The 22,517-nt window shown below is 58.2% G+C and carries 33 protein-coding genes; 1 reads left to right on the top strand and 32 read right to left on the bottom strand.

Annotated features, from left to right (window positions below):
• The 25 genes from ACR0NF_RS19660 to rpmC all read right to left on the bottom strand — a co-directional run bounded on the left by ACR0NF_RS19660 (position 1) and on the right by rpmC (position 17,627).
• Positions 1-675: an HAD-IA family hydrolase gene (locus ACR0NF_RS19660; RefSeq protein ID WP_480778820.1), complete on the bottom strand. Its 675-nt coding sequence runs from the start codon at positions 673-675 to the stop codon at positions 1-3.
• Positions 672-1,715, bottom strand: coding sequence for an RluA family pseudouridine synthase (locus ACR0NF_RS19665; RefSeq protein ID WP_480778821.1), 1,044 nt, complete (start codon positions 1,713-1,715; stop codon positions 672-674). Before ACR0NF_RS19665 ends, ACR0NF_RS19660 begins: the two co-directional genes overlap by 4 nt.
• 109 nt (positions 1,716-1,824) lie before the next feature.
• Complete coding sequence (locus tag ACR0NF_RS19670) at positions 1,825-3,138, bottom strand: replication-associated recombination protein A (protein ID WP_480778822.1); 1,314 nt, start codon at positions 3,136-3,138, stop codon at positions 1,825-1,827.
• A gap of 3 nt (positions 3,139-3,141) precedes the next feature.
• The gene (locus tag ACR0NF_RS19675) at positions 3,142-4,527 is read right to left on the bottom strand and encodes a trypsin-like peptidase domain-containing protein (RefSeq protein WP_480471841.1); all 1,386 of its coding nucleotides are present in this window, start codon (positions 4,525-4,527) and stop codon (positions 3,142-3,144) included.
• 79 nt (positions 4,528-4,606) lie between these two features.
• Positions 4,607-5,662: a TauD/TfdA family dioxygenase gene (locus ACR0NF_RS19680; protein WP_480471840.1), complete on the bottom strand. Its 1,056-nt coding sequence runs from the start codon at positions 5,660-5,662 to the stop codon at positions 4,607-4,609.
• Positions 5,663-5,820: 158 nt separating this feature from the next.
• On the bottom strand, positions 5,821-6,243 hold the full coding sequence (gene rplQ, locus ACR0NF_RS19685; protein ID WP_170613748.1) for a 50S ribosomal protein L17: 423 nt from the start codon (positions 6,241-6,243) through the stop codon (positions 5,821-5,823).
• A gap of 163 nt (positions 6,244-6,406) precedes the next feature.
• Positions 6,407-7,423, bottom strand: a complete 1,017-nt coding sequence (locus ACR0NF_RS19690) for a DNA-directed RNA polymerase subunit alpha (RefSeq protein ID WP_010437127.1) — start codon at positions 7,421-7,423, stop codon at positions 6,407-6,409.
• A 114-nt stretch (positions 7,424-7,537) separates the two neighbouring features.
• Complete coding sequence (gene rpsK, locus ACR0NF_RS19695; protein WP_008757289.1) at positions 7,538-7,927, bottom strand: 30S ribosomal protein S11; 390 nt, start codon at positions 7,925-7,927, stop codon at positions 7,538-7,540.
• Between the two features lie 15 nt (positions 7,928-7,942).
• The gene (gene rpsM / locus ACR0NF_RS19700) at positions 7,943-8,311 is read right to left on the bottom strand and encodes a 30S ribosomal protein S13 (RefSeq protein ID WP_008757392.1); all 369 of its coding nucleotides are present in this window, start codon (positions 8,309-8,311) and stop codon (positions 7,943-7,945) included.
• A 200-nt stretch (positions 8,312-8,511) separates the two neighbouring features.
• Positions 8,512-9,156: an adenylate kinase gene (locus ACR0NF_RS19705; protein WP_480471839.1), complete on the bottom strand. Its 645-nt coding sequence runs from the start codon at positions 9,154-9,156 to the stop codon at positions 8,512-8,514.
• Positions 9,153-10,517, bottom strand: a complete 1,365-nt coding sequence (secY, locus tag ACR0NF_RS19710) for a preprotein translocase subunit SecY (protein WP_480471838.1) — start codon at positions 10,515-10,517, stop codon at positions 9,153-9,155. Before secY ends, ACR0NF_RS19705 begins: the two co-directional genes overlap by 4 nt.
• 109 nt (positions 10,518-10,626) lie before the next feature.
• Positions 10,627-11,100 carry a 50S ribosomal protein L15 gene (rplO, locus tag ACR0NF_RS19715; protein WP_170592313.1) on the bottom strand — a complete coding sequence of 158 codons (474 nt, stop codon included), beginning with the start codon at positions 11,098-11,100 and terminating at the stop codon, positions 10,627-10,629.
• A 200-nt stretch (positions 11,101-11,300) separates the two neighbouring features.
• A complete protein-coding gene (locus tag ACR0NF_RS19720; RefSeq protein ID WP_480471837.1) occupies positions 11,301-11,516 on the bottom strand; it encodes a DUF1127 domain-containing protein in 216 nt (71 codons plus the stop codon).
• A 150-nt stretch (positions 11,517-11,666) separates the two neighbouring features.
• Positions 11,667-13,172, bottom strand: coding sequence for an ArnT family glycosyltransferase (locus ACR0NF_RS19725; RefSeq protein ID WP_480778823.1), 1,506 nt, complete (start codon positions 13,170-13,172; stop codon positions 11,667-11,669).
• A gap of 166 nt (positions 13,173-13,338) precedes the next feature.
• Positions 13,339-13,527, bottom strand: coding sequence for a 50S ribosomal protein L30 (gene rpmD / locus ACR0NF_RS19730; RefSeq protein WP_170402795.1), 189 nt, complete (start codon positions 13,525-13,527; stop codon positions 13,339-13,341).
• Between the two features lie 12 nt (positions 13,528-13,539).
• The gene (rpsE, locus tag ACR0NF_RS19735) at positions 13,540-14,109 is read right to left on the bottom strand and encodes a 30S ribosomal protein S5 (protein ID WP_058283505.1); all 570 of its coding nucleotides are present in this window, start codon (positions 14,107-14,109) and stop codon (positions 13,540-13,542) included.
• A 116-nt stretch (positions 14,110-14,225) separates the two neighbouring features.
• Positions 14,226-14,585 carry a 50S ribosomal protein L18 gene (gene rplR / locus ACR0NF_RS19740; protein WP_039523386.1) on the bottom strand — a complete coding sequence of 120 codons (360 nt, stop codon included), beginning with the start codon at positions 14,583-14,585 and terminating at the stop codon, positions 14,226-14,228.
• 11 nt (positions 14,586-14,596) lie between these two features.
• The gene (gene rplF, locus ACR0NF_RS19745) at positions 14,597-15,130 is read right to left on the bottom strand and encodes a 50S ribosomal protein L6 (RefSeq protein ID WP_010437101.1); all 534 of its coding nucleotides are present in this window, start codon (positions 15,128-15,130) and stop codon (positions 14,597-14,599) included.
• 12 nt (positions 15,131-15,142) lie between these two features.
• Entirely contained in the window at positions 15,143-15,535 is a 393-nt protein-coding gene (gene rpsH / locus ACR0NF_RS19750) for a 30S ribosomal protein S8 (RefSeq protein WP_010437099.1), read from the bottom strand.
• Positions 15,536-15,548: 13 nt separating this feature from the next.
• Entirely contained in the window at positions 15,549-15,854 is a 306-nt protein-coding gene (gene rpsN, locus ACR0NF_RS19755) for a 30S ribosomal protein S14 (protein WP_010437098.1), read from the bottom strand.
• A gap of 19 nt (positions 15,855-15,873) precedes the next feature.
• A complete protein-coding gene (gene rplE / locus ACR0NF_RS19760; RefSeq protein WP_480471834.1) occupies positions 15,874-16,434 on the bottom strand; it encodes a 50S ribosomal protein L5 in 561 nt (186 codons plus the stop codon).
• The gene (rplX, locus tag ACR0NF_RS19765; protein WP_010437096.1) at positions 16,427-16,738 is read right to left on the bottom strand and encodes a 50S ribosomal protein L24; all 312 of its coding nucleotides are present in this window, start codon (positions 16,736-16,738) and stop codon (positions 16,427-16,429) included. The genes rplE and rplX overlap by 8 nt, the downstream gene beginning before the upstream one ends.
• A 2-nt stretch (positions 16,739-16,740) precedes the next feature.
• On the bottom strand, positions 16,741-17,109 hold the full coding sequence (rplN, locus tag ACR0NF_RS19770) for a 50S ribosomal protein L14 (RefSeq protein WP_008757934.1): 369 nt from the start codon (positions 17,107-17,109) through the stop codon (positions 16,741-16,743).
• Between the two features lie 76 nt (positions 17,110-17,185).
• The gene (gene rpsQ / locus ACR0NF_RS19775; protein ID WP_008757253.1) at positions 17,186-17,416 is read right to left on the bottom strand and encodes a 30S ribosomal protein S17; all 231 of its coding nucleotides are present in this window, start codon (positions 17,414-17,416) and stop codon (positions 17,186-17,188) included.
• 4 nt (positions 17,417-17,420) lie between these two features.
• Entirely contained in the window at positions 17,421-17,627 is a 207-nt protein-coding gene (gene rpmC / locus ACR0NF_RS19780; RefSeq protein ID WP_037311745.1) for a 50S ribosomal protein L29, read from the bottom strand.
• A gap of 291 nt (positions 17,628-17,918) precedes the next feature.
• Between rpmC and ACR0NF_RS19785 the strand changes: the two genes are divergently transcribed.
• Positions 17,919-18,245 carry a hypothetical protein gene (locus ACR0NF_RS19785; RefSeq protein ID WP_480778824.1) on the top strand — a complete coding sequence of 109 codons (327 nt, stop codon included), beginning with the start codon at positions 17,919-17,921 and terminating at the stop codon, positions 18,243-18,245.
• Between the two features lie 105 nt (positions 18,246-18,350).
• Here ACR0NF_RS19785 and ACR0NF_RS19790 read toward each other — a convergent pair whose 3' ends face one another.
• The 7 genes from ACR0NF_RS19790 to rplB form a co-directional block, all read right to left on the bottom strand.
• Positions 18,351-18,971 (bottom strand): 2OG-Fe(II) oxygenase family protein, encoded by a 621-nt coding sequence (locus ACR0NF_RS19790; RefSeq protein WP_480661062.1) that lies wholly within the window; start codon positions 18,969-18,971, stop codon positions 18,351-18,353.
• Between the two features lie 40 nt (positions 18,972-19,011).
• Positions 19,012-19,560 carry an amino acid synthesis family protein gene (locus ACR0NF_RS19795; RefSeq protein WP_480661064.1) on the bottom strand — a complete coding sequence of 183 codons (549 nt, stop codon included), beginning with the start codon at positions 19,558-19,560 and terminating at the stop codon, positions 19,012-19,014.
• A 160-nt stretch (positions 19,561-19,720) separates the two neighbouring features.
• On the bottom strand, positions 19,721-20,134 hold the full coding sequence (gene rplP, locus ACR0NF_RS19800) for a 50S ribosomal protein L16 (RefSeq protein ID WP_480471830.1): 414 nt from the start codon (positions 20,132-20,134) through the stop codon (positions 19,721-19,723).
• Positions 20,135-20,146: 12 nt separating this feature from the next.
• Entirely contained in the window at positions 20,147-20,857 is a 711-nt protein-coding gene (rpsC, locus tag ACR0NF_RS19805; RefSeq protein WP_008758042.1) for a 30S ribosomal protein S3, read from the bottom strand.
• Positions 20,857-21,237, bottom strand: a complete 381-nt coding sequence (rplV, locus tag ACR0NF_RS19810) for a 50S ribosomal protein L22 (protein ID WP_039538267.1) — start codon at positions 21,235-21,237, stop codon at positions 20,857-20,859. Before rplV ends, rpsC begins: the two co-directional genes overlap by 1 nt.
• Before the next feature lie 3 nt (positions 21,238-21,240).
• The gene (gene rpsS, locus ACR0NF_RS19815; RefSeq protein ID WP_005980699.1) at positions 21,241-21,519 is read right to left on the bottom strand and encodes a 30S ribosomal protein S19; all 279 of its coding nucleotides are present in this window, start codon (positions 21,517-21,519) and stop codon (positions 21,241-21,243) included.
• A gap of 3 nt (positions 21,520-21,522) precedes the next feature.
• Positions 21,523-22,365 carry a 50S ribosomal protein L2 gene (gene rplB, locus ACR0NF_RS19820; protein WP_170356688.1) on the bottom strand — a complete coding sequence of 281 codons (843 nt, stop codon included), beginning with the start codon at positions 22,363-22,365 and terminating at the stop codon, positions 21,523-21,525.
• Positions 22,366-22,517 lie beyond the last annotated feature (152 nt).

Raw genomic sequence — 22,517 nt, forward strand, 5'->3', positions numbered from 1 at the left:
TTAAATGCCCCAGATTCTGGCCAGTGCGTCTGGCAATTGCTCAAAACTGTCGATCACGGTGTGCGCGGCGCGCAACGCGGATTGATCGTGATAACCCCAACTGACCCCGATACCCGCGATCTGCGCGGCTGCGGCCATCTCCATATCAAAGCTGGTATCCCCAATCATCGCCGCCTGTTGTTGCGCGACGCCGGTTTCCGCAAGCGCAGTTTCAATCATCGAAGGGTGCGGCTTTGAAGGGTGATGGTCTGCCACCTGCCGCGTGACGAAATAGCGCTCAAGCCCGTGCGTCTCTAGCAACGCATCGAGACCGCGTTGGGATTTGCCAGTGGCAACACCCAGCAGGATTTCGTCACGCTCATGCAGTTCCTCGATCACCTCGCGGGCACCGGGATAGAGCGGTGAGCTGGCAGCACCCTGTTCCAAACGCTGCGCGTGATAGGCTTGCTTGTAGCCCTCGACCAATCGATCTTGCACATTCACCGACTGATCCGGTGCAAGGCGTGCCATAGCATGTGGCAGCGACAAACCTACAATGGACAGAATTGCCAACCGATCCGGAACAGGCAGCGAAAGCGCTTGAAAACTGGCGGTCATCGCCGAAACGATCGCCCCCTGACTGTCGACCAGCGTGCCATCCACATCGAACAGAACCAGCCGCAGAGGCGCGCTCATCGCAGTTCCTCGAACGGATCATCCGCCGCAAGGTCTTCTGTCCAGCCCAGCGTATCCCAGCTGTGCTTCATATGATCAGGCAGCGGCGCCGAAAGCGAGATGGGTTTGCGCGTCATCGGATGTTCAAAGGACAGGCTGCGGGCGTGAAGATGCAGCTTTTTGCTGATGATGCCACCCAACTGCGCGCCCCAGCCATCGCCCAGGTTCTCCTGCCCCGAGCCGCCATATTTACCATCGCCGATGATCGGATGTCCGATGGCCGCCATATGCGCGCGCAACTGATGGGTACGGCCTGTGACCGGCTCCATCGCCACCCAGGCCGCGCGCCCTGCCACACGATAAAGCGTTGCATAGAGCGTATGCGCACGCTTTGCACCGGGCGTATCGTTCACTTCGCTCGGATGCACGGCGATCATCTTCTCGCCTTCACCCTGCTTGCCATGACCGGGGGCCTTGACCAATCCGGTCTTGATCTCGCCCAGATAAGGCGTCGGCACGCCGGCCACCAGCGCCCAATAGATCTTGCGTGTGTTGCGATGCCGGAACGCCGCCGTCAGCCCCTTGGCGGCCTCACGCGTGCGGGCCATCAGCAGAACTCCGGACGTGTCCTTGTCCAGCCGGTGCACAAGGCGCGGGTCCTCATCATAGCCAAAGCGCAGCGCCTCGGACAGGCTGTCGACATGACGGATCTGACCGCTGCCGCCCTGGACCGGCAGGCCATGCGGCTTGTTGAGCGCCAGAACGTGGTCGTCCTTGTAGATCACGCAGGACTGGATCATCTTCACATCCGCATCCGAGATGCTGCGCCGCACCTCGGCCGGCTTATGATCGGCATCCGGCAGCGGTGGCACACGCACCGACTGCCCAACCTCAAGCCGGGTCGAGGCCTTGACGCGCCCGCCATCAACCCGCAGCTCGCCCCTGCGGCACATCTTCTCGATCCGGCCCTGACTGACATGCGGGAACAGGCGGCGCAACCAACGATCCAACCGCTGGTCGCCGTCGCCCTCTGCGACCGTGATCATCTGCACGCCACTCATGCCATTGCCCCTTGCCACGCGCGGTCGATCCGCTCGGAATTTACCCGTTTCAGTGTCTTAGAAAACATGCGCGTCTGTCGCGCGCCTCGCGCGAAGAGTCAAGCCGAGCCTATCGCGCGTTCCGCTGCGCCCGTAGCTTCGCGAAATAATCCAACCGCTTTTTCAACTCACGCTCGAACCCGCGTTCGACTGGCTGATAGAGCGCGGGTCGTTCCATACCGTCGGGGAAATAGTTCTGCCCCGAAAACCCATCCTCGGCATCATGATCATAGGCATAGCCTGCGCCATAGCCCTGATCCTTCATCAACGACGTCGGCGCGTTCAGGATATGTTTGGGCGGTGGCTCGCTGCCCGATTGCTTGGCCAGATTCATCGCCGCCTTATAACCCACATAGGTCCCGTTCGATTTTGGGGCCAGCGCCAGATAGACCAGCGCCTGTGCCAGTGCCAGTTCACCCTCGGGGCTGCCAAGCCGTTCGTAGGTCTCCCACGATTGCAGGCAGATCGCCTGTGCCTGCGGGTCAGCCAGCCCGATATCTTCGACGGCCATACGGGTGATCCGGCGCGCCAGATAGCGCGGGTCTTCGCCCCCGGTCAGCATCCGCGCGAACCAGTACAGCGCCGCGTCCGGGTCCGAACCGCGCACCGATTTGTGCAGGGCCGAGATCAGGTTGTAATGCTCATCCCCCGACTTGTCATATTTCGCCGCGCGCCGCATCAGCCTTGTCGACAGTGCGTCGGGGTCCAAAGGCGCATCGACCGTCCAGGCCGCCACCTGCTCGATCAGGTTCAACAGCGCCCGACCGTCGCCATCCGCCATCTCCTGCAATGCCTCGCGCGCCTGTCCGGTCAGAGGCAAGGCGCGGTCCAGCTCTTTCTCGGCGCGTTGGGTCAGCCGTTCCAGATCGGCAAGGCTGAGCCGCTCCAGCACCAGCACCTGCGCCCGGCTAAGCACAGCGGCATTCAACTCGAACGAAGGATTCTCGGTCGTCGCACCCACCAACAGGATGGTGCCGTCTTCCATATGCGGCAGGAATCCGTCCTGTTGTGCCTTGTTGAACCGGTGGATCTCGTCGACGAACAGCAGCGTACCCTGCCCGTTCTGACGTCGGATTTTCGCGGCCTCAAAGACCTTCTTCAAATCGGGCACGCCGGTGAAGATGGCACTGATCTGAACGAAATGCAGATCTGTCTCTTGCGCCAGCAAACGCGCGATGGTGGTTTTACCAACCCCTGGCGGGCCCCAGAATATCAGGCTGGAAAGACTGCCCGAAGCCAGCATGACCCCCAACGGGGCATCCGGGCCCAGGACCTGTTCCTGCCCGATCACCTCGGCCAACGCATGCGGGCGCAACCGATCGGCCAGCGGACGGTGCGGAGACGCGGCAGGTTCAGAAGAACCGGTATCAAACAGATCCGCCAAGTTTTACAACCGGAACCGCAGGGACACGGTGCGCCCGTCCCGCTGCAGCTCGAACTGCAGACGGCGGCCCGGATTGGTGAGCGCTTCGATCACATCATCGGGGGCGGCGATATCGGTGTCGTTGATACGGCTCAGCACATCTCCGACCCGCAGGCCCGAGCGTCCGCCATAGCGACCGGCATCGACAACCACAACACCGTCCACAGACAAGGGCAGCCGCAACCGCGTAATCACTGCGGGATTGATGCGCGATACGGTCAGACCCGGCATCACCGTACGGTCGGTCAGAGTCGTTTCGTCCGCGGCAGGCGTATCCGGCGCCTTGACCAGCTCCACGCTGACGTCATCTCTCTGATCGCCGCGCAGACGGGTCAGCACGGACGTCCCGCCGACCCCTGCCACAGACATGCGGAATTTCATTTCGGCGGGTGAGTTCACCTCATCCCCGTCCACATGCGTCACCACATCACCCACACGCAATCCGGCCTCGCCCAGCGGGCTTAGTGGATGAATATCAGAAACCACCACGCCCATGGGGAATGTGAGGCCCAGCGACTCGGCAATATCTGCGCTCATGTGCTGGCCGGAAATCCCGGCCCAGGGGCTGATGAAACTGTCATTGCCTCCCTGCGCCTGCCGCAAAAACTCGGCCACCAGATTTGCCGGAATTGCGAAGCCGATCCCGTTTGACCCGCCTGAACGGGTCAGTATTGAAGTATTGATGCCGATCAGATCCCCATTCACATCGATGAGAGCGCCCCCGGAGTTACCCGGGTTGATCGCCGCATCCGTCTGAATGAAATATCCCCGCGCATTACCCGTCGCCGTCCCGGTGCGCGCCAGCCCCGAGATGATGCCCGACGACACTGTCTGCCCAACTCCAAAAGGGTTGCCGATGGCCAGGGCAAGCTCGCCCACTTCTACATGATCAGAGTCGCGCAGCTTCAGAAATGGCAAGTCCTGCGCTTCTTCCAGCCTCAGGATCGCAATATCGCTTTCCTTGTCGCCCAGCACGACCTCTGCCGAGTATTCGCGCCGATCCGTCGTCACCACCCGGATTTCAGTGGCGGTCCCGACGACATGGTAGTTCGAGACCACATAACCGTCTTCAGACAGGACCACCCCCGATCCCAATGAATTCTGCACACGCTGCTGCGGCTGGTTGAAACCCCGGCCAAAGAAATCCTGAAAGAACGGGTCAGAAAACAACGGATTGACCCGCCCCTCTCTGACGATCTTGGCGTAAATATTAACCACAGCGGGCGATGCTTGCTTCACAACCGGCGCAAACCCCAATGAGATTTCCGCCTGCGATGTCGGCACGCGTGTCTCAGCGGACGCGACCGACGCGCTGATCATGAAAAAAGCCAGAAGGGACGCACGAACCATCTTTACCTCTACCTGCAAGACTGCGTTGGATATGCGTCTATGCAGGCGATAATGCAAGCATACCCTGACAGGTGTCGTCTCAGTCCAACGGCGCGTGTAGCTGGGTTCCTTTGGTTATGATCCCACCCCGATTTCCAACCTCAATCGTGCCGTAGCGTTGCGTGAACACTTCGGGCAGTTCCCGGTCGCCTTCGGGCGACAGCCAGAGGCGGAACAAGTGGCGGCGCTGAGTGGGATCGGGCCAGTCCGTAAACCCTGTGCGATCATGTAGCTGAGAGTGGTTATAAACAAATTGCATATCGCCGGGCTGCAACCGCATGGTCAGATGCATCTCGGGGTCATTGGCAAGGGCATCAAATGTATCCAAGGCCGCAACGTGATCATCGCTCAACCGCATTGCTTCCGGAAAGCGCTGCGCGCTGTCGATATACTGTCTCTGATAAAACACCGTCAGCTTGCCATTATGCCATGTGAAGGGCGGGATGGTCATGAACGGCTCCATCCCTTCAGGGACTTCTCCGCGCCGATCGGTTGCGACAGGATCGAACAAGCATTCCAGCAGGTTGGGGCATTCAGCCCGCATCCGGTTATAGATCGCTTCTGCACTCACCAGCAGCGAGTCACCACCTTCTTTGGCATCACGCAGGCATAACAGGCCAACGATATCGGCGCTGTCAGTATGGAAGGTCTGGCGCTCATGGGTCTGGTAGATACGGGTATTAGGATCGTTTGCATCCGCGCCAATGTCGCGGACATGCCCGAGGATATGTCCCTGTGCATTCTGAGAACGGGCCGACCCCAGATGCGCCCCGACGCCACAGAAAATCGCGGCTGCCATTTCCTGCGTATAGGTCCCGGTTGGCAGACCGCGCAGGACTTCGAACCCAATGCCATTGATCAACTTGTCGCGCAGGTAAGCCAGATGTTGGTCGAAGTGCTTTAGTGGAAAATCAGCCTTCGTCATTTGGCCGATGTCACGCCCAAGAGACAGGTAGTGGTGTGCCGCCTGCTCAAGATCGGCAACATCATCCGGCGTCAGGTCCACAATCCAGTCTGCCTGACGCGCGCGCATCTCGGCCCCAGTCCAAACCGAAGGACCGGTTAATTGCGCGGGTATCTCGGAAAGCACTGTCATGATCCAACCTCCTCAGCTGTTTTTCAGAGTGGAACAAGGCAGGCTTGGTTTCATCACCAGAATTCGTCGAAAATAACCTGATTGCGACACCGGCTGATCGCAAAAGAAAAGCCCCCGCGTCTGAAACGCAGGGGCTCAAGTCAGAAAGAATGACTTTCTTATTCTTCGTCTGCTGCCTCTTCGGCGGCAACGCGGGCCTTGTCAGCCGCGCCTTTGGCGTCAACGTCACGATCAACGAATTCGATGATCGCCATCGGAGCCATGTCGCCATAGCGGAAGCCTGCTTTCAGGATGCGGACGTAACCGCCCTGACGCTCGGCGTAGCGGGGGCCCAGAACTTCGAACAGCTTGGCGACATCTTTGTCTTCTTTCAGCTGCGATGCAGCCTGACGGCGGGCGTGCAGGTCGCCACGCTTGCCCAGAGTGACCAGCTTTTCGATGATCGGGCGCAGTTCTTTTGCCTTGGGCAGAGTTGTTTTGATTTGCTCATGTTCGATGAGCGAGCCAGCCATGTTTGCAAACAGAGCTTTACGGTGCTCATGAGTACGGTTCAGGCGGCGGTAACCACGTGCGTGACGCATTTTCTAATTCCTTCTTTCGCGTTTTGCTTTGTCTGGCCGGCGATGCGTGTCACCGGCTCTCCTTGGGGCAGGATTGCCCGGGTCTTTCGTGTTGTACGCCCCGCAATGGGCGGAGCGTCCGTGTTGTACAACCTTGCAGGCCGGGCTTCAGCCCGGCACTGACTTAAAAGGCGTCTTCGAACTTCTTCGCCAGATCTTCGATGTTGTCGGGCGGCCAGTCCTCGACATCCATGCCGAGGTGCAGACCCATGCCGGACAGCACTTCCTTGATCTCGTTCAGCGACTTGCGGCCGAAGTTCGGGGTGCGCAGCATCTCGGCTTCGGTCTTCTGGATCAGATCGCCGATGTAAACGATGTTGTCGTTCTTCAGGCAGTTTGCCGAACGGACCGACAGCTCCAGCTCGTCCACTTTCTTCAGCAGCAGCGGGTTGAACTCCAGACCATCGTCTTCGTCCTGACGGCCAGCCGATTCCGGCTCGTCGAAGTTGACGAAGATCGACAGCTGATCCTGCAGGATCCGAGCGGCAAAGGCCAGCGCGTCTTCCGGCGTGATCGAACCATCGGTGTCGATCTTGAGGGTCAGCTTGTCATAGTCCAGAACCTGACCTTCACGGGTCGGCTGAACGTCATAGGCAACCTTTTTGACCGGCGAATAGATCGCGTCGATCGGGATCAGGCCAATGGGTGCATCTTCGGGTTTGTTCTTCTCAGCCGAGACGTAACCTTTGCCGGTGTTGACGGTCAGTTCCATGAACAGGTCCGCGCCATCGTCCAGGTGGCAGATGACGTGATCGCGGTTCAGAACCTCGATGCCAGCGCTTTCGCTGATGTCGCCAGCGGTGACAACGGCGGGGCCTTTGGCATTGATCGACAGGCGCTTGGGCCCTTCGACTTCCATGCGCAGCGACACGCCTTTGAGGTTCAGGATGATGTCGGTGACGTCTTCACGAACGCCTGCAACCGAGGAGAACTCGTGCAGGACGTTGTCGATCTGAACGCTGGTGATGGCCGCACCTTGCAGCGAGCTCATCAGAACGCGACGCAGCGCGTTGCCCAGGGTCAGACCAAAGCCACGCTCAAGCGGCTCGGCAACCAGGGTTGCCTGACGTGCAGGGTCGTTGCCCGGCTTGCCGTCCAGCTGGGTCGGCTTGATCAATTCTGCCCAATTCTTGTGGATCATGTAATCCCTCCATTCCTGTCCGCGCCCCATGACCAACAAGGTGCAGACGCCCGAGGTTCAAAATGACGTGCTGGGGCCGTGCAAAAACACAGCCCCAGCCTAATTCAAAATCGCTTAGACGCGACGACGCTTCGGCGGACGGCAGCCGTTGTGAGCAATCGGTGTCACGTCGCGGATCGACGTGATGTTGAAGCCCACTGCAGCCAGCGCACGCAGAGCCGATTCACGACCCGAACCGGGGCCCTGAACTTCGACTTCCAGCGTCTTGACGCCGTGTTCCTGCGCCTTTTTGCCTGCATCTTCTGCAGCCATCTGAGCGGCGTAGGGTGTCGATTTCCGCGATCCCTTAAAGCCCATGGTACCTGCAGACGACCACGAAATGGCGTTGCCCTGTACGTCCGAGATCAGGATCTTGGTGTTGTTGAAGGTCGAGTTCACATGGGCAACGCCCGATGCGATGTTCTTACGCTCTTTGCGCTTAACGCGAGTCTTGTCACGTGCCATCGGTCAGACCCTCCCTTATTTCTTCTTACCGGCAATGGCCTTTGCGGGGCCTTTGCGGGTACGAGCATTGGTGTGGGTACGCTGACCGCGAACCGGCAGGTTGCGGCGGTGACGCAGACCGCGATAGCAGCCCAGGTCCATCAGGCGCTTGACGTTCATCTGAACTTCACGACGCAGGTCACCTTCAACGGTGAAGTTTGCATCGATGTGCTCGCGGATGGCCAGAACTTCGGCGTCGGACAGTTCGTTGACGCGACGGTGCGCTTCAATACCTACGGCTTCGCAGATCGCTTTGGCCGAGGTGTTTCCGATACCGGTGATATATGTGAGGGCGATTGGTACCCGCTTTGCAGTCGGGATGTTTACGCCGGCAATACGTGCCACGTGTCACTTTCCTTTTCGTTGCGGTTCCGTAGCTCCAGAACCTTTTTTCACAACGCTTTACCGTGGCAGTGTGGCCAGAGGGTTCAGCATTATTCGAGGTGGTCGGGGCAGTTGGGACGAATCCCGCATGCGGTCTTGATTCCCTTTAGGGATGGGGGTCGATATGGGCTTTTGGCGTTGGCGTCAAGCCCATATCAAAATCAGCCAAGAATGGCTTCGATCGACGCCGTGACCTCCTTGATATCCGCCAGTCCGTTCACCGGACGCAGATCGCCTTTGGCATAGTAATAGCCAATCAGCGGCGACGTCTTCTTGTAGTATTCCATCAGACGCGTGCGCAGGCTGTCTTCGTTGTCGTCTGCACGACGCTGGAAGTCATTCTCTTTACCGCAATTGGTGCACTTGCCATCGGCCGGGATCGGTTTGGTGATGTCGTTGTAGACTTCACCACATCCGCCGCAGGTCGAGCGTGCGGTGATACGATCTACCAATGCATCGTCATCCACGCGCATTTCGATCACGGTGTGCAGGGATTGCCCCAGCTTGGTCAGAAGCGCCGCCAGCGCGTCGGCTTGCGCCAGCGTGCGGGGGAAGCCGTCAAAGATGAAACCGGCACCCGTTTCCGAGGTCAGTTTCTCTTCGATCAGGCCGATCACGATCTCATCGGTGACCAGCTTGCCTGCGTCCATGATGGCCGCAACCTTCTGGCCCATTTCGGTGCCCGAGGTTTTTGCTTCGCGCAGCATGTCGCCTGTGCTCAGCTGTACCATGCCGCGTGTTTCAACCAGGTGACGTGCCTGCGTCCCCTTGCCTGCCCCCGGGGGGCCGAGAAGAATGATGTTCATCTACGAGAAGGTCCCTTCCTGTTACGTTTCTTCCCCTTACCACGCAGCTGGGACTTTTCGATAAGACCTTCGTATTGATGCGCTAGCAGATGGCTCTGGACCTGTTGGATCGTGTCCATGGTCACAGAGACGATAATCAGAACCGAGGTGCCACCGAAATAGAACGGAATGGCAAACTGGTTCCGCAGGATTTCCGGCAACAGACAGACGGCTGCCAGATAAGCTGAACCCAGAACCAACACGCGGTTGACCACGTATTCCAGGTACTCAGACGTTTTCTTGCCGGGACGAATGCCGGGAACAAATCCGTTCTGCTTTTTCAGGTTGTCCGCCACATCATCCGGTTTGAACGACACGTTGAACGTATAGAAATAGGCAAAGAACACGATCATCGAGGCGAAGAACAGCAGATAGAGCGGCTGTCCGGGGCCAAAGTTGGCCAGCAGCCATGACATGATCGGTCCATTGGTCGCCCCCGAAGAGAAGGTCGAGATCGTCACCGGCAGCAGCAGCAGCGAGCTGGCAAAGATCGCCGGGATCACGCCCGCCGGGTTCACTTTGACCGGCAGGTGGCTGGAGCCGCCTTCATAGACTTTCATACCGGCCTGACGGCGCGGGTATTGAATATGGATCTTGCGCAGAGCGCGTTCCATGAACACCACAAAGGTGATCACGGCGATGACCATGACAATCACACCCACGATCACGGCAGGGCTGATCGCGCCGCTGCGTCCGCTTGCGAAGAACTGCGCCAGAGCGGCGGGAACTTCGGCGATGATGCCGACGAAGATGATCAGAGAGATACCGTTGCCGATGCCGCGTGCGGTGATCTGCTCACCCAGCCACATCAGGAACATGGTACCACCGACCAGAGTGATCATGGTCGACATCCGGAAGAACATGCCCGGATCGGTCGCGAGATCACCGGATTCCAACGATACGGCCAGACCATAAGCCTGAACGGTGGCCAGCGCGACGGTACCAAAACGGGTGTATTGGTTGATTTTCTTGCGCCCCTGCTCGCCCTCTTTCTTGAGCTGTTCGAGCGCGGGGACCATCGATGTCAGCAGCTGCACGATGATCGAGGCCGAGATATAGGGCATGATGCCGAGGGCAAAGATACCCATCCGACCCAGCGCCCCACCGGTGAACATCGAAACCATGCCGCCGATGCCCTGCCCTGCCTGCTCCATGAACTCGCGCAGAGCCTGCCCGTCGATGCCCGGAACCGGAATGAAGGTGCCCAGACGATAGACGATCAGCAAGGCCAGCGTGAACAGGATGCGGTTGCGCAGATCGGTAGCTTTGCCCAAAGCAGCCCAGCTTGTGTTGGCTGCCATTTGTTCTGCTGCTGATACCATAAATCGGTCTCTCTTATGAAAACACCGCCCGGAACCGTTTTCCGGCTCGGGCGGCGTCTTGGAAAACTCTGAGGTCTATGTAAGCGGGTCTTGGCCCGCTCACAAGCGCTTACTCTGCCGCAGCAGCTTTTGTGACCGTCAGTGAACCGCCCGCTTTCTCAACTGCCTCAACAGCAGCTTTCGAAGCACCGGTGACTTCCAGGTTCACTTTCGCGCTGATCTCGCCTTTCGCCAGAACGCGGACACCGTCCAGCTTGCGACGGACCAGACCGGATGCAACCAGCGCGTCCTCGGTGATCGCAGCTTTGGCATCCAGCTTGCCGGCGTCGACGAATTTCTGGATCAGGCCCAGATTGATAACGGCGAATTCCTTGCGGTTCGGCTTGTTGAAGCCACGCTTAGGCAGACGCTGGTACAGCGGCATCTGGCCGCCTTCGTAGCCATTGATGGCCACACCCGAACGGGATTTCTGGCCTTTGATACCACGGCCACCCATTTTACCTTTGCCGGAACCGGGACCACGGCCAACGCGAGTGCGTTTCGGTGCGGCGCCGGGATTGTCGCGCAATTCGTTCAGTTTCATATCGCTTCTCCTATGCCGGATGTGACCCCCGAAGCGTGATGGGCCAACCACGGCGTTTCTTGGTTTTGATTCTCGTGGCGCGATGCCACCGGAGCGCTCTACAGCGTCGCGCCTTCGGTTGCAAGGTTTGTTGTATTACAACTGCCAAAACCAAAAGAGGCGCCGGTCCGGCGCCCCTTTCTTCGTGAGTGGTAGGTGTCTTACGAGCAGTACGCGTGTTCACGCGCGATATCAGCAATGTCGCACCGACGAATACCGATATCGTCCAGCTCGCGATTGCTGAGGCGCTGAAGCTCGGAATAGGTGCGGTTGTATTCGATCGCGCGCGCGCGGGTTTCTTTCATGCCTTCAACGAAGGCCGCGATACGGCCCCGCAGATTGAAGCCGCCATGTGTCAGAGTAGCTGTATGTGCCATGTTTCTAATCCTTTCTGTACCGAGGCGTATTCCCCGGGCGTTTCCATGTGTTCCTTTGTGGACAACGCTCAGATAGGAGTGTTGGGTACCGCTAACAACGAAGGTTTTGGTCTAGCCGGTATGCGTTTGGGGAATGGCCCGGGCAGCCCGTCAATCAGCAGGTGCCGGGCGAAATGCCGAAGCCGTCCAGATGTGAAACGCGCCACCCGCAGGTTCGGTTGTCACGTCCGCAAAATAGGGCCGCAGCGCATCAATCTCGGTCTTGAGGCATAGCCCGCGTATCGGCCCGCCTTTGTATTTACGCATGTCTCGTTCGACCGAGTCAGTACTTTTGATATAGATATGCTGCCCGGCCCCCGCTTTTGGCGCATGGACATGAACCGCGCCCCGGGGAAACAGCTTGTTTTCAAGCCTGCAGAAAACAGGCGTCTCACCGGGTTGGAATGTCGCGTTCAACTGCCCAAGGATTTCGCCAATCGGCATCCCGTAGTTTCGCGATTTGGACTGTGCCAGAACATCTGCAGGCCGCAAGGGACCACCCAGCATGACCGCGATCAGGATGGTTGCGACGATGCCGACCACCGGTTTGCGGCAGACATAAAAGATCAGCCACGCAGCCGCGACGCACAGCAGCGGCAAAATCGTAAGGGTATAACGATCATACACGTTTTCCTGCGCCAGGATCATGACCAGCACAAAAAAGAACGCGATGGAAGACATGGCAAAATAGGCCGATCGCCTGGCAACAAACGGTATCAACAGCAGCCCCGCCAAACCGGCAAGCCTGATCACCGGTTCGTCATACAGAATCAGCGCATCGAAACCGGCGATCAGGCGCGAAACGAACTCCATGTTTTCAGGGATGAAGCGATTTAGCATCTCACCTTCTATAGAACCGCTCAGCCGGTCCTGCCCCCAGTATTTGACGTGCTGGAAAATCTGCCAGAAGAACCCCAGAAAGAACGCCGCCAGAACCGAATAGGCGAAGCGCCGGTCACTGCAGATGTCGCGCACCCGGTCACCGTGAATCCGCGAAGTGAGCGCCACCCCAATCAAGGCGATCAGCAGAAACGCCAGCGGTGTCGGACCTTTCTGCAACCCCGCCAGAACGACGGCCAACGGGAAGGTCGGCCAATAGCGCGGATTCCTGAAAGACAAAAACAGCGACAGCACACCCAGCGTCGTGAAGAACACAGCACCTGCATCTAGCATGGCCGAGGTCGAATACTGCCAGAACTGGTCGGAGGTCGACAACAGCAGCACCGAGGCGGGCATCAACCACACCTGACGCGGAAACATGACCCAGGCGAGCGCGGCCGTGGTGATCATCGCACCGGCAGCAAAGATCAGGGATGGAATGCGCAGCGCGACAAGGTCTGTTACCCCCGCCTCGATCAGACCGGCCGAAATCCAGTACTGAAGCGGCGGCTTTTCCAGCGTGGGCTTGCCAAGGCTGTAGACGGTGAACCAGTCCTGAAACGCGGCAAAGCCCAGGGTCCGGTCGTGGGTATAGAACTCGTCATATCGCCAGAGGTCGCCGCCCCCCAGATTCTGCGCGTGCCAGAAGATAGCGGCGACGACGATAGTGACACAGATCAGCGCCGCGTAAATGCTTGCGTAGTGAGGTCCAAAGGTCTTTTGTTCAATCTGAGCCATAGTGCCAACATAAATATATCTGCATGCGTTCAGTATATCTGGTTGGACGGGCCCGCAATCACTTACGGCGATATGTGCGCGGTATCGCTCTTGTTCAAAAGCTGTCGCCAAAATAGAAAACGCCTCCGAAAATATCGGAGGCGTTTGTTCTTTTAGAAGCTGGCGCTTAGCCGCGTTCTTCGATGATCTCTACTAGATGCGGGATCTTATTGACCATGCCGCGGACCGAAGGGGTATCCTCAAGCTCGCGGGTTTTGTTCATCTTGTTCAGGCCCAGACCGATCAGGGTTGCACGCTGTTCGGCGGGGCGGCGGATCGGGGAGCCGATCTGCTTGACGACGATGGTTTTTGCCATGGGTCGCTCTCCTTATGCTTCTGCTTCAGCAGCAGCTGGCGCTTCGTCCCGCTTGGGCAGGATGTCAGCAACCTTTTTGCCACGACGCTGTGCAACCGAACGCGGGCTCTGCTCTTTCTGCAGGCCGTTGATGGTGGCGCGGATCATGTTGTACGGGTTCTGCGAGCCCAGCGACTTGGACACAACGTCCTTAACGCCCAGCATTTCGAACACAGCACGCATCGGACCACCGGCGATGATACCAGTACCTTCAGGCGCGGTGCGCATAACCACTTTACCGGCGCCGTGACGGCCCTCGATGTCGTGGTGCAGAGTACGACCTTCGCGCAGTTGCACGCGGATCATCTGACGCTTGGCTTGCTCAGTTGCCTTACGGATGGCCTCAGGTACTTCTTTCGCTTTACCTTTGCCAAAGCCGACGCGGCCTTTCTGATCGCCGACAACCACCAGAGCGGCGAAGCCAAAGCGCTTACCACCTTTTACGGTTTTCGACACACGGTTGATCGCAACCAGACGATCTGCGAATTCCGGTGCTTCGTCGCGGTCACGACCACGGCCCCGGCGGTTTTCACGTTCTGCCATTTGGCATCCCTTTTCTCATGTGGCGCTTCTCGGCGCCGTTTGTTCAATCCAAGTGAGCCCCGACTGCGGCCGAGGCCCCCGGATCATCGGGGCGGATCGAAACCCGCCCGCAAGTCTTAGATCTTCAGACCACCTTCACGCGCGGCGTCGGCAACTGCTTTCACCTTGCCGTGGAACAGGAAGCCACCGCGATCGAAATAGGCCTCTTCGACGCCTGCCTTCTTGGCACGCTCGGCGATGGCCGCGCCCACTTTGGTGGCCGCTTCGACGTTGTTCTTGCCAACAACACCCAGATCTTTTTCCAGGGTCGAGGCCGATGCCAGGGTCACGCCACGAACGTCGTCGATCAGCTGAACGCTGATGTTCTTGTTCGAACGGTGAACCGACAGGCGTACACGGCCGGCGTTGACTTTGCGAAGTTTGTTCCGAACGCGCAGGCGGCGCTTCAGAAACAGGGTTCTTTTGCTGTTTGCCATTGTTTGCGTCCTTACTTCTTCTTGCCTTCTTTGCGGAAGATGAACTCGCCCTTATAGCGGATGCCCTTGCCTTTGTACGGCTCGGGACGGCGCCATTCGCGGATTTTCGCCGCGACTTCGCCCACCTGCTGCTGGTCGATACCTTCCACAACGATCTCGGTCTGCTTCGGCGCGGTGATTGTGACACCTTCCGGGGCAGTGAAATCAACATCGTGGCTGTAACCCAGGTTCAGCTTCAGGGTGTTGCCCTGCATCTGAGCCCGGTAACCAACACCCTGGATCTCCAGCTCTTTTTTGAAGCCGTTTGTCACGCCTTCAACAAGATTGGCAACCATGGTGCGGCTCATGCCCCACTGCTGGCGCGCGCGCTTGGACATCCCACGAGGGTTGATCTGCACAACGTTGTCTTCGACCGACAGCGTTACGTCATCGGTTGCGGTGAAGCTGCGGGTGCCTTTCGGACCCTTCACTTCGATGGTCTGGCCGGACACAGAGGCAGAAACGCCGCTGGGCAGCTCGACCGGTTTTTTACCAATACGAGACATTGACAGACCTCCTTAGAAGACGGTGCAGAGCACTTCGCCGCCAACATTGTTGGAGCGAGCGTTTGCATCCGACATCACACCTTTCGGAGTGCTGACAATCGACACACCCAGACCCTGACGGACCTGCGGGATGTCATTGACGCCCATGTATACGCGGCGACCGGGCTTCGAGACCCGCTTCAGTTCGCGAATAACAGGGGTGCCTTCGTAGTATTTCAGGCTGATTTCGATGGCCGGATGACCGTTTTCACCGGTCGTCGCTTCGTAGCCACGGATGTAACCTTCGTCCGCCAGCACGTCCAGAACCCAGCCGCGCAGCTTGGAAGCCGGGGTGGAAACGGTGGACTTGCCGCGCATTTGCGCGTTGCGGATACGGGTGAGCATATCGCCGATAGGATCATTCATATCTATGTCTCCCTTACCAGCTCGATTTCACCATGCCGGGGATCTGACCAGCAGAACCCAGCTCGCGCAGCGCGATACGGCTGACCTTCAGCTTACGGTAGTAAGCGTGGGGACGACCGGTCAGCTGACAACGGTTGTGCAGACGGGTAGCCGAGCTGTTGCGCGGCAGTTTCGCCAGTTTCAGACGCGCTTTGAAACGCTCTTCCATCGGCTTGCTCTCGTCATTCGCGATTTCTTTCAGCTCGGCACGCTTTGCGGCATATTTGGCCACCAGGCGTTCGCGCTTCTTCTCGCGTTCGATCATTGCTTTTTTAGCCATGTCTCAATCCTCCCGGCGCTTACGCGTTGAACGGCATGTTGAATGCTTTCAACAGGCTCTTCGCTTCAGCGTCGGTTTTCGCTGTGGTGGCAATTACGATATCCAGGCCCCAGACCTCGTCGACTTTGTCGAAGTCGATTTCCGGGAACACGATGTGCTCTTTCATGCCCATGGCAAAGTTGCCTTGACCATCGAAAGAAGGCTTAACACCGCGGAAGTCACGCACACGCGGCAGCGCGATGGTGATCAGACGATCCAGGAATTCGTACATCCGGTCACCGCGCAGGGTCACTTTCGCACCCAGCGGCATGTCTTCACGGACGCGGAAACCCGCGATCGATTTCTTCGCCTTGGTCGAAACGGCCTTTTGACCAGCAATCGCAGTCAGATCCTCGACAGCAGCTTTCGCTTTCTTCGAGTCTTTGACGGCCTCAGCACCACAACCGATGTTCAGAACGATTTTGTCCAGCTTAGGCAGCTGCATGTCGTTCTTATAGCCGAACTCTTCTTTCAGAGCGGCACGGATGGTTTCAACGTACTGAGCTTTCAGACGCGGGGTGTAGGTTGCGTTATCAAGCATCGATCACGTCCCCTGTGGTCTTGGCGAAGCGGACCTTCTTGTCGCCTTCCATGCGGAAGCCAACGCGGGTTGCTTTGCCGTTCTTGTCCAGCAGCGCCAGGTTCGACAGCTCGATCGGGTTTGCCTGAGGCAGGCGACCACCTTGCGAGGTTTGCGACTGACGGGTGTGGCGGATGGCGATGTTGATGCCGTCTACAACAGCTTTACCGGCTTTGGGGTCAACCGAGGTGATAGTTCCCTCTTTGCCCTTGTCCTTGCCGGCCAGCACGACGACCTTGTCGCCTTTGCGGAGTTTAGCAGCCATGATTACAGCACCTCCGGAGCCAGCGAGATGATTTTCATGAAGTTCTTGCCGCGCAATTCGCGAACAACGGGGCCAAAGATACGGGTACCTACGGGCTCGTTGTTGTTGTTCAGGATGACGGCGGCGTTGCGATCGAAACGGATCGCGGTGCCGTCTTCGCGACGGACTTCCTTGGCGGTGCGTACGACGACGGCCTTACGGACGTCACCTTTCTTTACGCGGCCGCGCGGGATGGCTTCCTTCACCGAGACGACAATGATGTCGCCGACGGAGGCGTATTTACGCTTGGAACCACCCAGGACCTTGATGCACTGAACTCGGCGCGCGCCGGAGTTGTCAGCGACATCCAGATTGGTCTGCATCTGGATCATGTGGTTTCTCCCGACCTGTGGGGGCTGGTCTTGTTAAATCCCCCAGGGTTTCGACAAATGGAAAAGTCCTGGGGGCTTACGCCTCCAGAACCTCCCAACGTTTCGTCTTCGATTTCGGCGCGCATTCGATGATGCGTACGGTGTCGCCGACCTTGAAGGCGTTCTTTTCATCGTGAGCCCGGTATTTCTTGGACTTACGGATGGTTTTCTTCAGAACCGGATGCGTAAAGCGGCGCTCGACGGATACGGTTACAGTCTGTTCGTTGGCGTCGCTGGTTACGGTGCCGGACAGGATACGCTTGGGCATAGGATTACTCCTCCGATGCCGCAGCAGCGGCCTTTTCGTTCAGGATGGTTTTGACGCGGGCAGCGTTGCGGCGGGCCGCTTTGATGCCGGCGGTGCTTTCCAGCTGACCGGTTGCCTGTTGAAAGCGCAGGTTAAAGCTTTCTTTCTTCAGGTTGGCCAGTTCCTCGCGGAGCTGGTCCGGGGTCTTGTCACGCAGTTCTTGGGCGTTCATCGCCTTTTTCCTTTGCTCAAAACACCAGAAGGCCCCCTTACAGGGTCACCTTTGACCTGGTGGATGAATGATAGACATACGAATCGCCCGACAACGCCGGGAGATCGCAGGATGCCGCCGTATAAGGGTTTGGGGGGTGGGTGGCAAGGGAAAGATTCAGACAGAGCCCAGAACTACTGACACACAGACAGGAAAGGCGAACGGGCGGTCAAATCTTCGCTCATAACTTGCGCGATAAACAGGGTTAAAGTAACCGGAAATCACTAATGTACTACACAGGTGAATAGAATAATGAAGAAAATACTCTGGTCTATTTCACTGATATTTATTGTCGGCTCTGCGCAGGCTCAGGCTCAGGCTATTCCTAGCAAGAAAGTCTGCGACCGGGCCCACACAGACAACCGCTTGAATGGTGCATCTGTTGATCAATGTCTCTGCATGGCAACGGTTGCTCAGCAAAACTTGTCACCTGAACTCTATGTTCTATGGACGGAAGCAATGTACTCAGGTGAGTCCCGAGAAAACGAGATGCTTGCCCTAAAGCAATCTCAAAGGAAAACCGTGAACCAAATGAAAAAGACGGTGCGGTTATCCAAAAAGAAGTGCGGTCTAAATTAGCTTTTCGCCGATAGGCAACCTGGAAGTCATCGGTGTGTCACACTAATCTACACACCCCACCTCGCGTGAGTGACCCAAACACTGCATTGGGTCACTCGAACTAGGTTATTCCCATTTGTAGTTAAAGCTGACACTGATCCGCTCATCCTCAGCCATGTTCATCGGCACCTCGTGACGTAACCAGCTTTCCCACAGCAGAACATCGCCCACCTGAGGCTTCATATAGATGAACGGCTGCAAATCCCGCCGCCCGCCTTTCAGGCGCGTGGGTGCCGCCATCATGCGGCCTGAGCGGGGGTCTTCCAGTTTCAACGCACTCGCCCCTTCGGGCATCGCCACATAGGTCGTGCCCGAGATCACGCTGTGCGGGTGCAGGTGGCTGGAGTGCATGCCGCCCTCGGGCAGGATGTTGATCCAGAGGTCTTCAAGCTTCAGTTCGCCCTCGCCCAGATCGAATTCCAGATCCTTGGCGAAGGCCGCCACGTGCTGGTCCAGCACTTTGACCAGATCGGCGAAGATCGGGAACCGCCAGGGCAGATCGGTCAGCGAGGCATAGCTGGTGTAGCCCGGATAGCCGTTCTCCTCACACCAGTCCTGCCCGGCCTCATCATCCTCGGCGATGACAAGGCAGGAGCTTTCCAACTCTTCCGCGTCGATCTTGGGATCGAACTCGGACAAAGCTGCGCGATAAAGACGGGTAACGAAGAGTGATTCAATCTGTGCCATGGGCCGGGCATACCCCAGCCCTTTCGGCAAGACCAGACGCTTAGGTCTTGACGGGCCCTTTGCCACAGCGCGGGATAGGGCGACCGCCATCTGCATAGGCGAGGCATAGCACGATCTCATCCGGTTTTGGTGCGTCCGGGATGTTCAACGTCATCGTGTCGAAATGGTCAAACGACCAAGGATTGTCCTTGTGTCCAAGCGGCAGATCAATTGCGCAACCCGGCGCGCCCAGCTTGGCGTTTGACGGGATCACCGCCTCACCCCCACCGGCCGCCGCCCGCATGGGAGCGCCGAGCTTGGGGTGGATCACTGCCCCGCCCTGCTCAAGATCGCCGTTCATGCCAACGATCGCCGCTTTGCCGTAAGAGATCGGCGGTCCGTCCAGTTGCGAGATCGCTTCGGCTGCAAGTTCCGCACCTAAAGAGCCACCGATTTCGAACAGCTCTGAAAGGTCGTCGGCGAACCGCCCAGCCAACGGGTTCTGTACCACTGCCAACGCCGCGACCCGACTGATCGGATCGCAACGCTGGCCCAACTGGTCGGTGGTTATGACTTCTTTGACGAATATCTTCTTGCGCAGCTGAATCATAAGACCCTCCCATTCCTGTCCAGCAGCCTAGGCGCGTCACGTGGGCAGGTCGACGGTTTTCACCCCCCACAACATCACAGACCGTCCAGCCAAAAGAAAACCCCCGCCGGTTTCCCGACGGGGGGTCGATCTTGTCACGAACGGGGTTGCCCCCAATCGCTTACCAGTCTTCGCGGATCACAACGCGTGTCTTGACCGGCAGCTTCATCGCGGCCAGGCGCAGGGCCTCGCGGGCGATGTCGTCATTGACGCCGTCGATCTCGAACATCACGCGACCGGGCTTGACCTTGCAAACCCAGCGGTCGACCGAACCCTTACCTTTACCCATACGAACTTCGATCGGCTTTGCAGTGACCGGAGTGTCGGGGAAGATGCGGATCCAGACACGACCCTGACGCTTCATGTGACGCGTCATGGCACGACGTGCAGCTTCGATCTGGCGTGCAGTTACACGCTCAGGCTCGATGGCTTTCAGGCCGTAGGTGCCAAAGTTCAGATCAGAGCCGCCTTTGGCGAGACCCTTGATCCGGCCTTTGTGCATCTTGCGGAATTTAGTACGCTTTGGTTGAAGCATATCTTTCCCTCCTTAGCGACGACCGCCACCAGCACCACGAGGTGCAGGGCCGTCCTGGAGTTCCTGTGCTTTACGGTCACGTGCCTGCGGATCGTGCTCCATGATCTCACCTTTGAAGATCCAGACCTTGATCCCGATGATCCCGTAGGGGGTCATCGCTTCGGCATGTGCGTAATCGATGTCGGCACGCAGGGTGTGCAGAGGCACGCGGCCTTCGCGGTACCACTCGGTCCGTGCGATTTCGGCGCCGCCCAGGCGACCAGCGACGTTCACCCGGATACCCAGGGCGCCCATACGCATGGCGTTCTGAACCGACCGCTTCATCGCGCGGCGGAACGAGACGCGGCGCTCCAGCTGCTGAGCGATGGACTCGGCAACCAGCTGCGCGTCAAGCTCGGGCTTGCGCACTTCGACGATGTTCAGGTGCAGTTCGCTGTCGGTCATACGAGCAAGCTTTTTGCGCAGAACTTCGATGTCTGCACCTTTCTTGCCGATGATGACACCGGGACGTGCAGTGTGGATCGTGACGCGGCACTTCTTGTGCGGACGTTCGATGATCACACGGGCAACACCGGCCTGCTTGCACTCTTTGTTGATGAACTCACGGATCTTGAGGTCTTCCAGCAGAAGATCACCGTAGTCCTTGGTGTCGGCGTACCAGCGGCTGTCCCAGGTGCGGTTGACCTGCAGGCGCATGCCGATCGGATTTACTTTATGACCCATTAGGCTTGCTCCTCAACTTGACGCACCTTGATGGTGATCTCCGAGAACGGCTTCATGATCTTGCCGAAACGGCCACGGGCACGCGGACGACCGCGCTTCATGACCAGGTTTTTGCCAACCCATGCTTCGGCGACGATCAGTTCGTCAACGTCCAGGTTGTGGTTGTTCTCGGCGTTGGCGATTGCGGACTGCAGGCACTTTTTGACGTCCTGCGCGACACGCTTGTTCGAGAAAGTCAGGTCGGTCAGAGCCTTCTCAACTTTCTTGCCGCGGATCATTTGCGCAACCAGGTTCAGTTTCTGCGGGCTGGTGCGAAGCATGCGGGTTTTCGCCATTGCTTCGTTTTCAGCCACGCGGCGGGGGTTCTTTTCCTTGCCCATGACTTACTTCCGCTTCGCTTTTTTGTCTGCGGCGTGGCCATAATAGGTCCGGGTCGGCGAGTATTCACCGAACTTCTGACCGATCATGTCTTCCGAGACGTTGACGGGAATATGCTTCTGGCCGTTGTACACACCAAAGGTCAGACCCACGAACTGGGGCAGAATGGTGGAACGACGCGACCAGATTTTGATGACTTCGTTGCGGCCCGACTCGCGCGCTGCTTCGGCTTTTTTCAGCACGTAAGCATCGACGAAAGGACCCTTCCAAACAGAGCGAGACATAGATTAACGTCCCTTCTTCTTGGCGTGCCGCGAGCGGATGATCAGCTTCTGGGACGCTTTGTTCTTGTTGCGGGTACGCTTACCCTTGGTGTCCTTACCCCACGGAGTAACCGGCGTACGGCCACCCGAGGTACGACCTTCACCACCACCGTGCGGGTGATCGATCGGGTTCATTGCAACACCACGAACCGACGGACGCACGCCTTTGTGGCGCATACGACCGGCTTTACCGAGGTTCTGGTTGCTGTTGTCGGGGTTGGACACGGCACCAACGGTGGCCATGCATTCCTGACGGACCATGCGCAGCTCGCCCGAGCTCAGACGGATCTGAGCGTAGCCACCATCGCGACCAACGAACTGAGCGTAAGTACCGGCCGCACGTGCGATCTGACCGCCTTTGCCAGGCTTCATCTCGATGTTGTGGACGATGGTACCAATGGGCATGCCCGAGAACGGCATTGCGTTGCCCGGCTTGATGTCAGCTTTTGCCGACGCGATGACCTTGTCACCAACAGCCAGACGCTGCGGAGCCAGGATATATGCCTGCTCGCCGTCTTCGTATTTTACCAGTGCGATGAATGCGGTCCGGTTCGGGTCATATTCGATCCGCTCGACGGTTGCCGCGACATCAAATTTGTTCCGTTTGAAGTCAACGATCCGGTAGAGACGCTTTGCGCCACCGCCGCGGCGGCGTGAAGTGATCCGTCCGGTGTTGTTCCGGCCGCCCGATTTGGTCAATCCCTCAGTGAGAGACTTGACCGGACGTCCTTTCCAAAGCTCCGAACGGTCGATCAGCACCAGCCCGCGCTGGCCCGGCGTCGTCGGCTTGTACGACTTGAGTGCCATGCTTTCTGTCTTCCGTTTAGCAAGTGCGGGGAGCTTCCCCGCTATGTGATAGGCCCCCGTAGGTGCCAAGGGTATAGGGCCCCGAAGGTCCCCGGTTACAAATATCAGAGGCCCCGGAACGAATCCGAGGCCGCAAGATTGGGAGCGTGTAA

The organism is Ruegeria sp. CF4 (genome assembly GCF_056537345.1).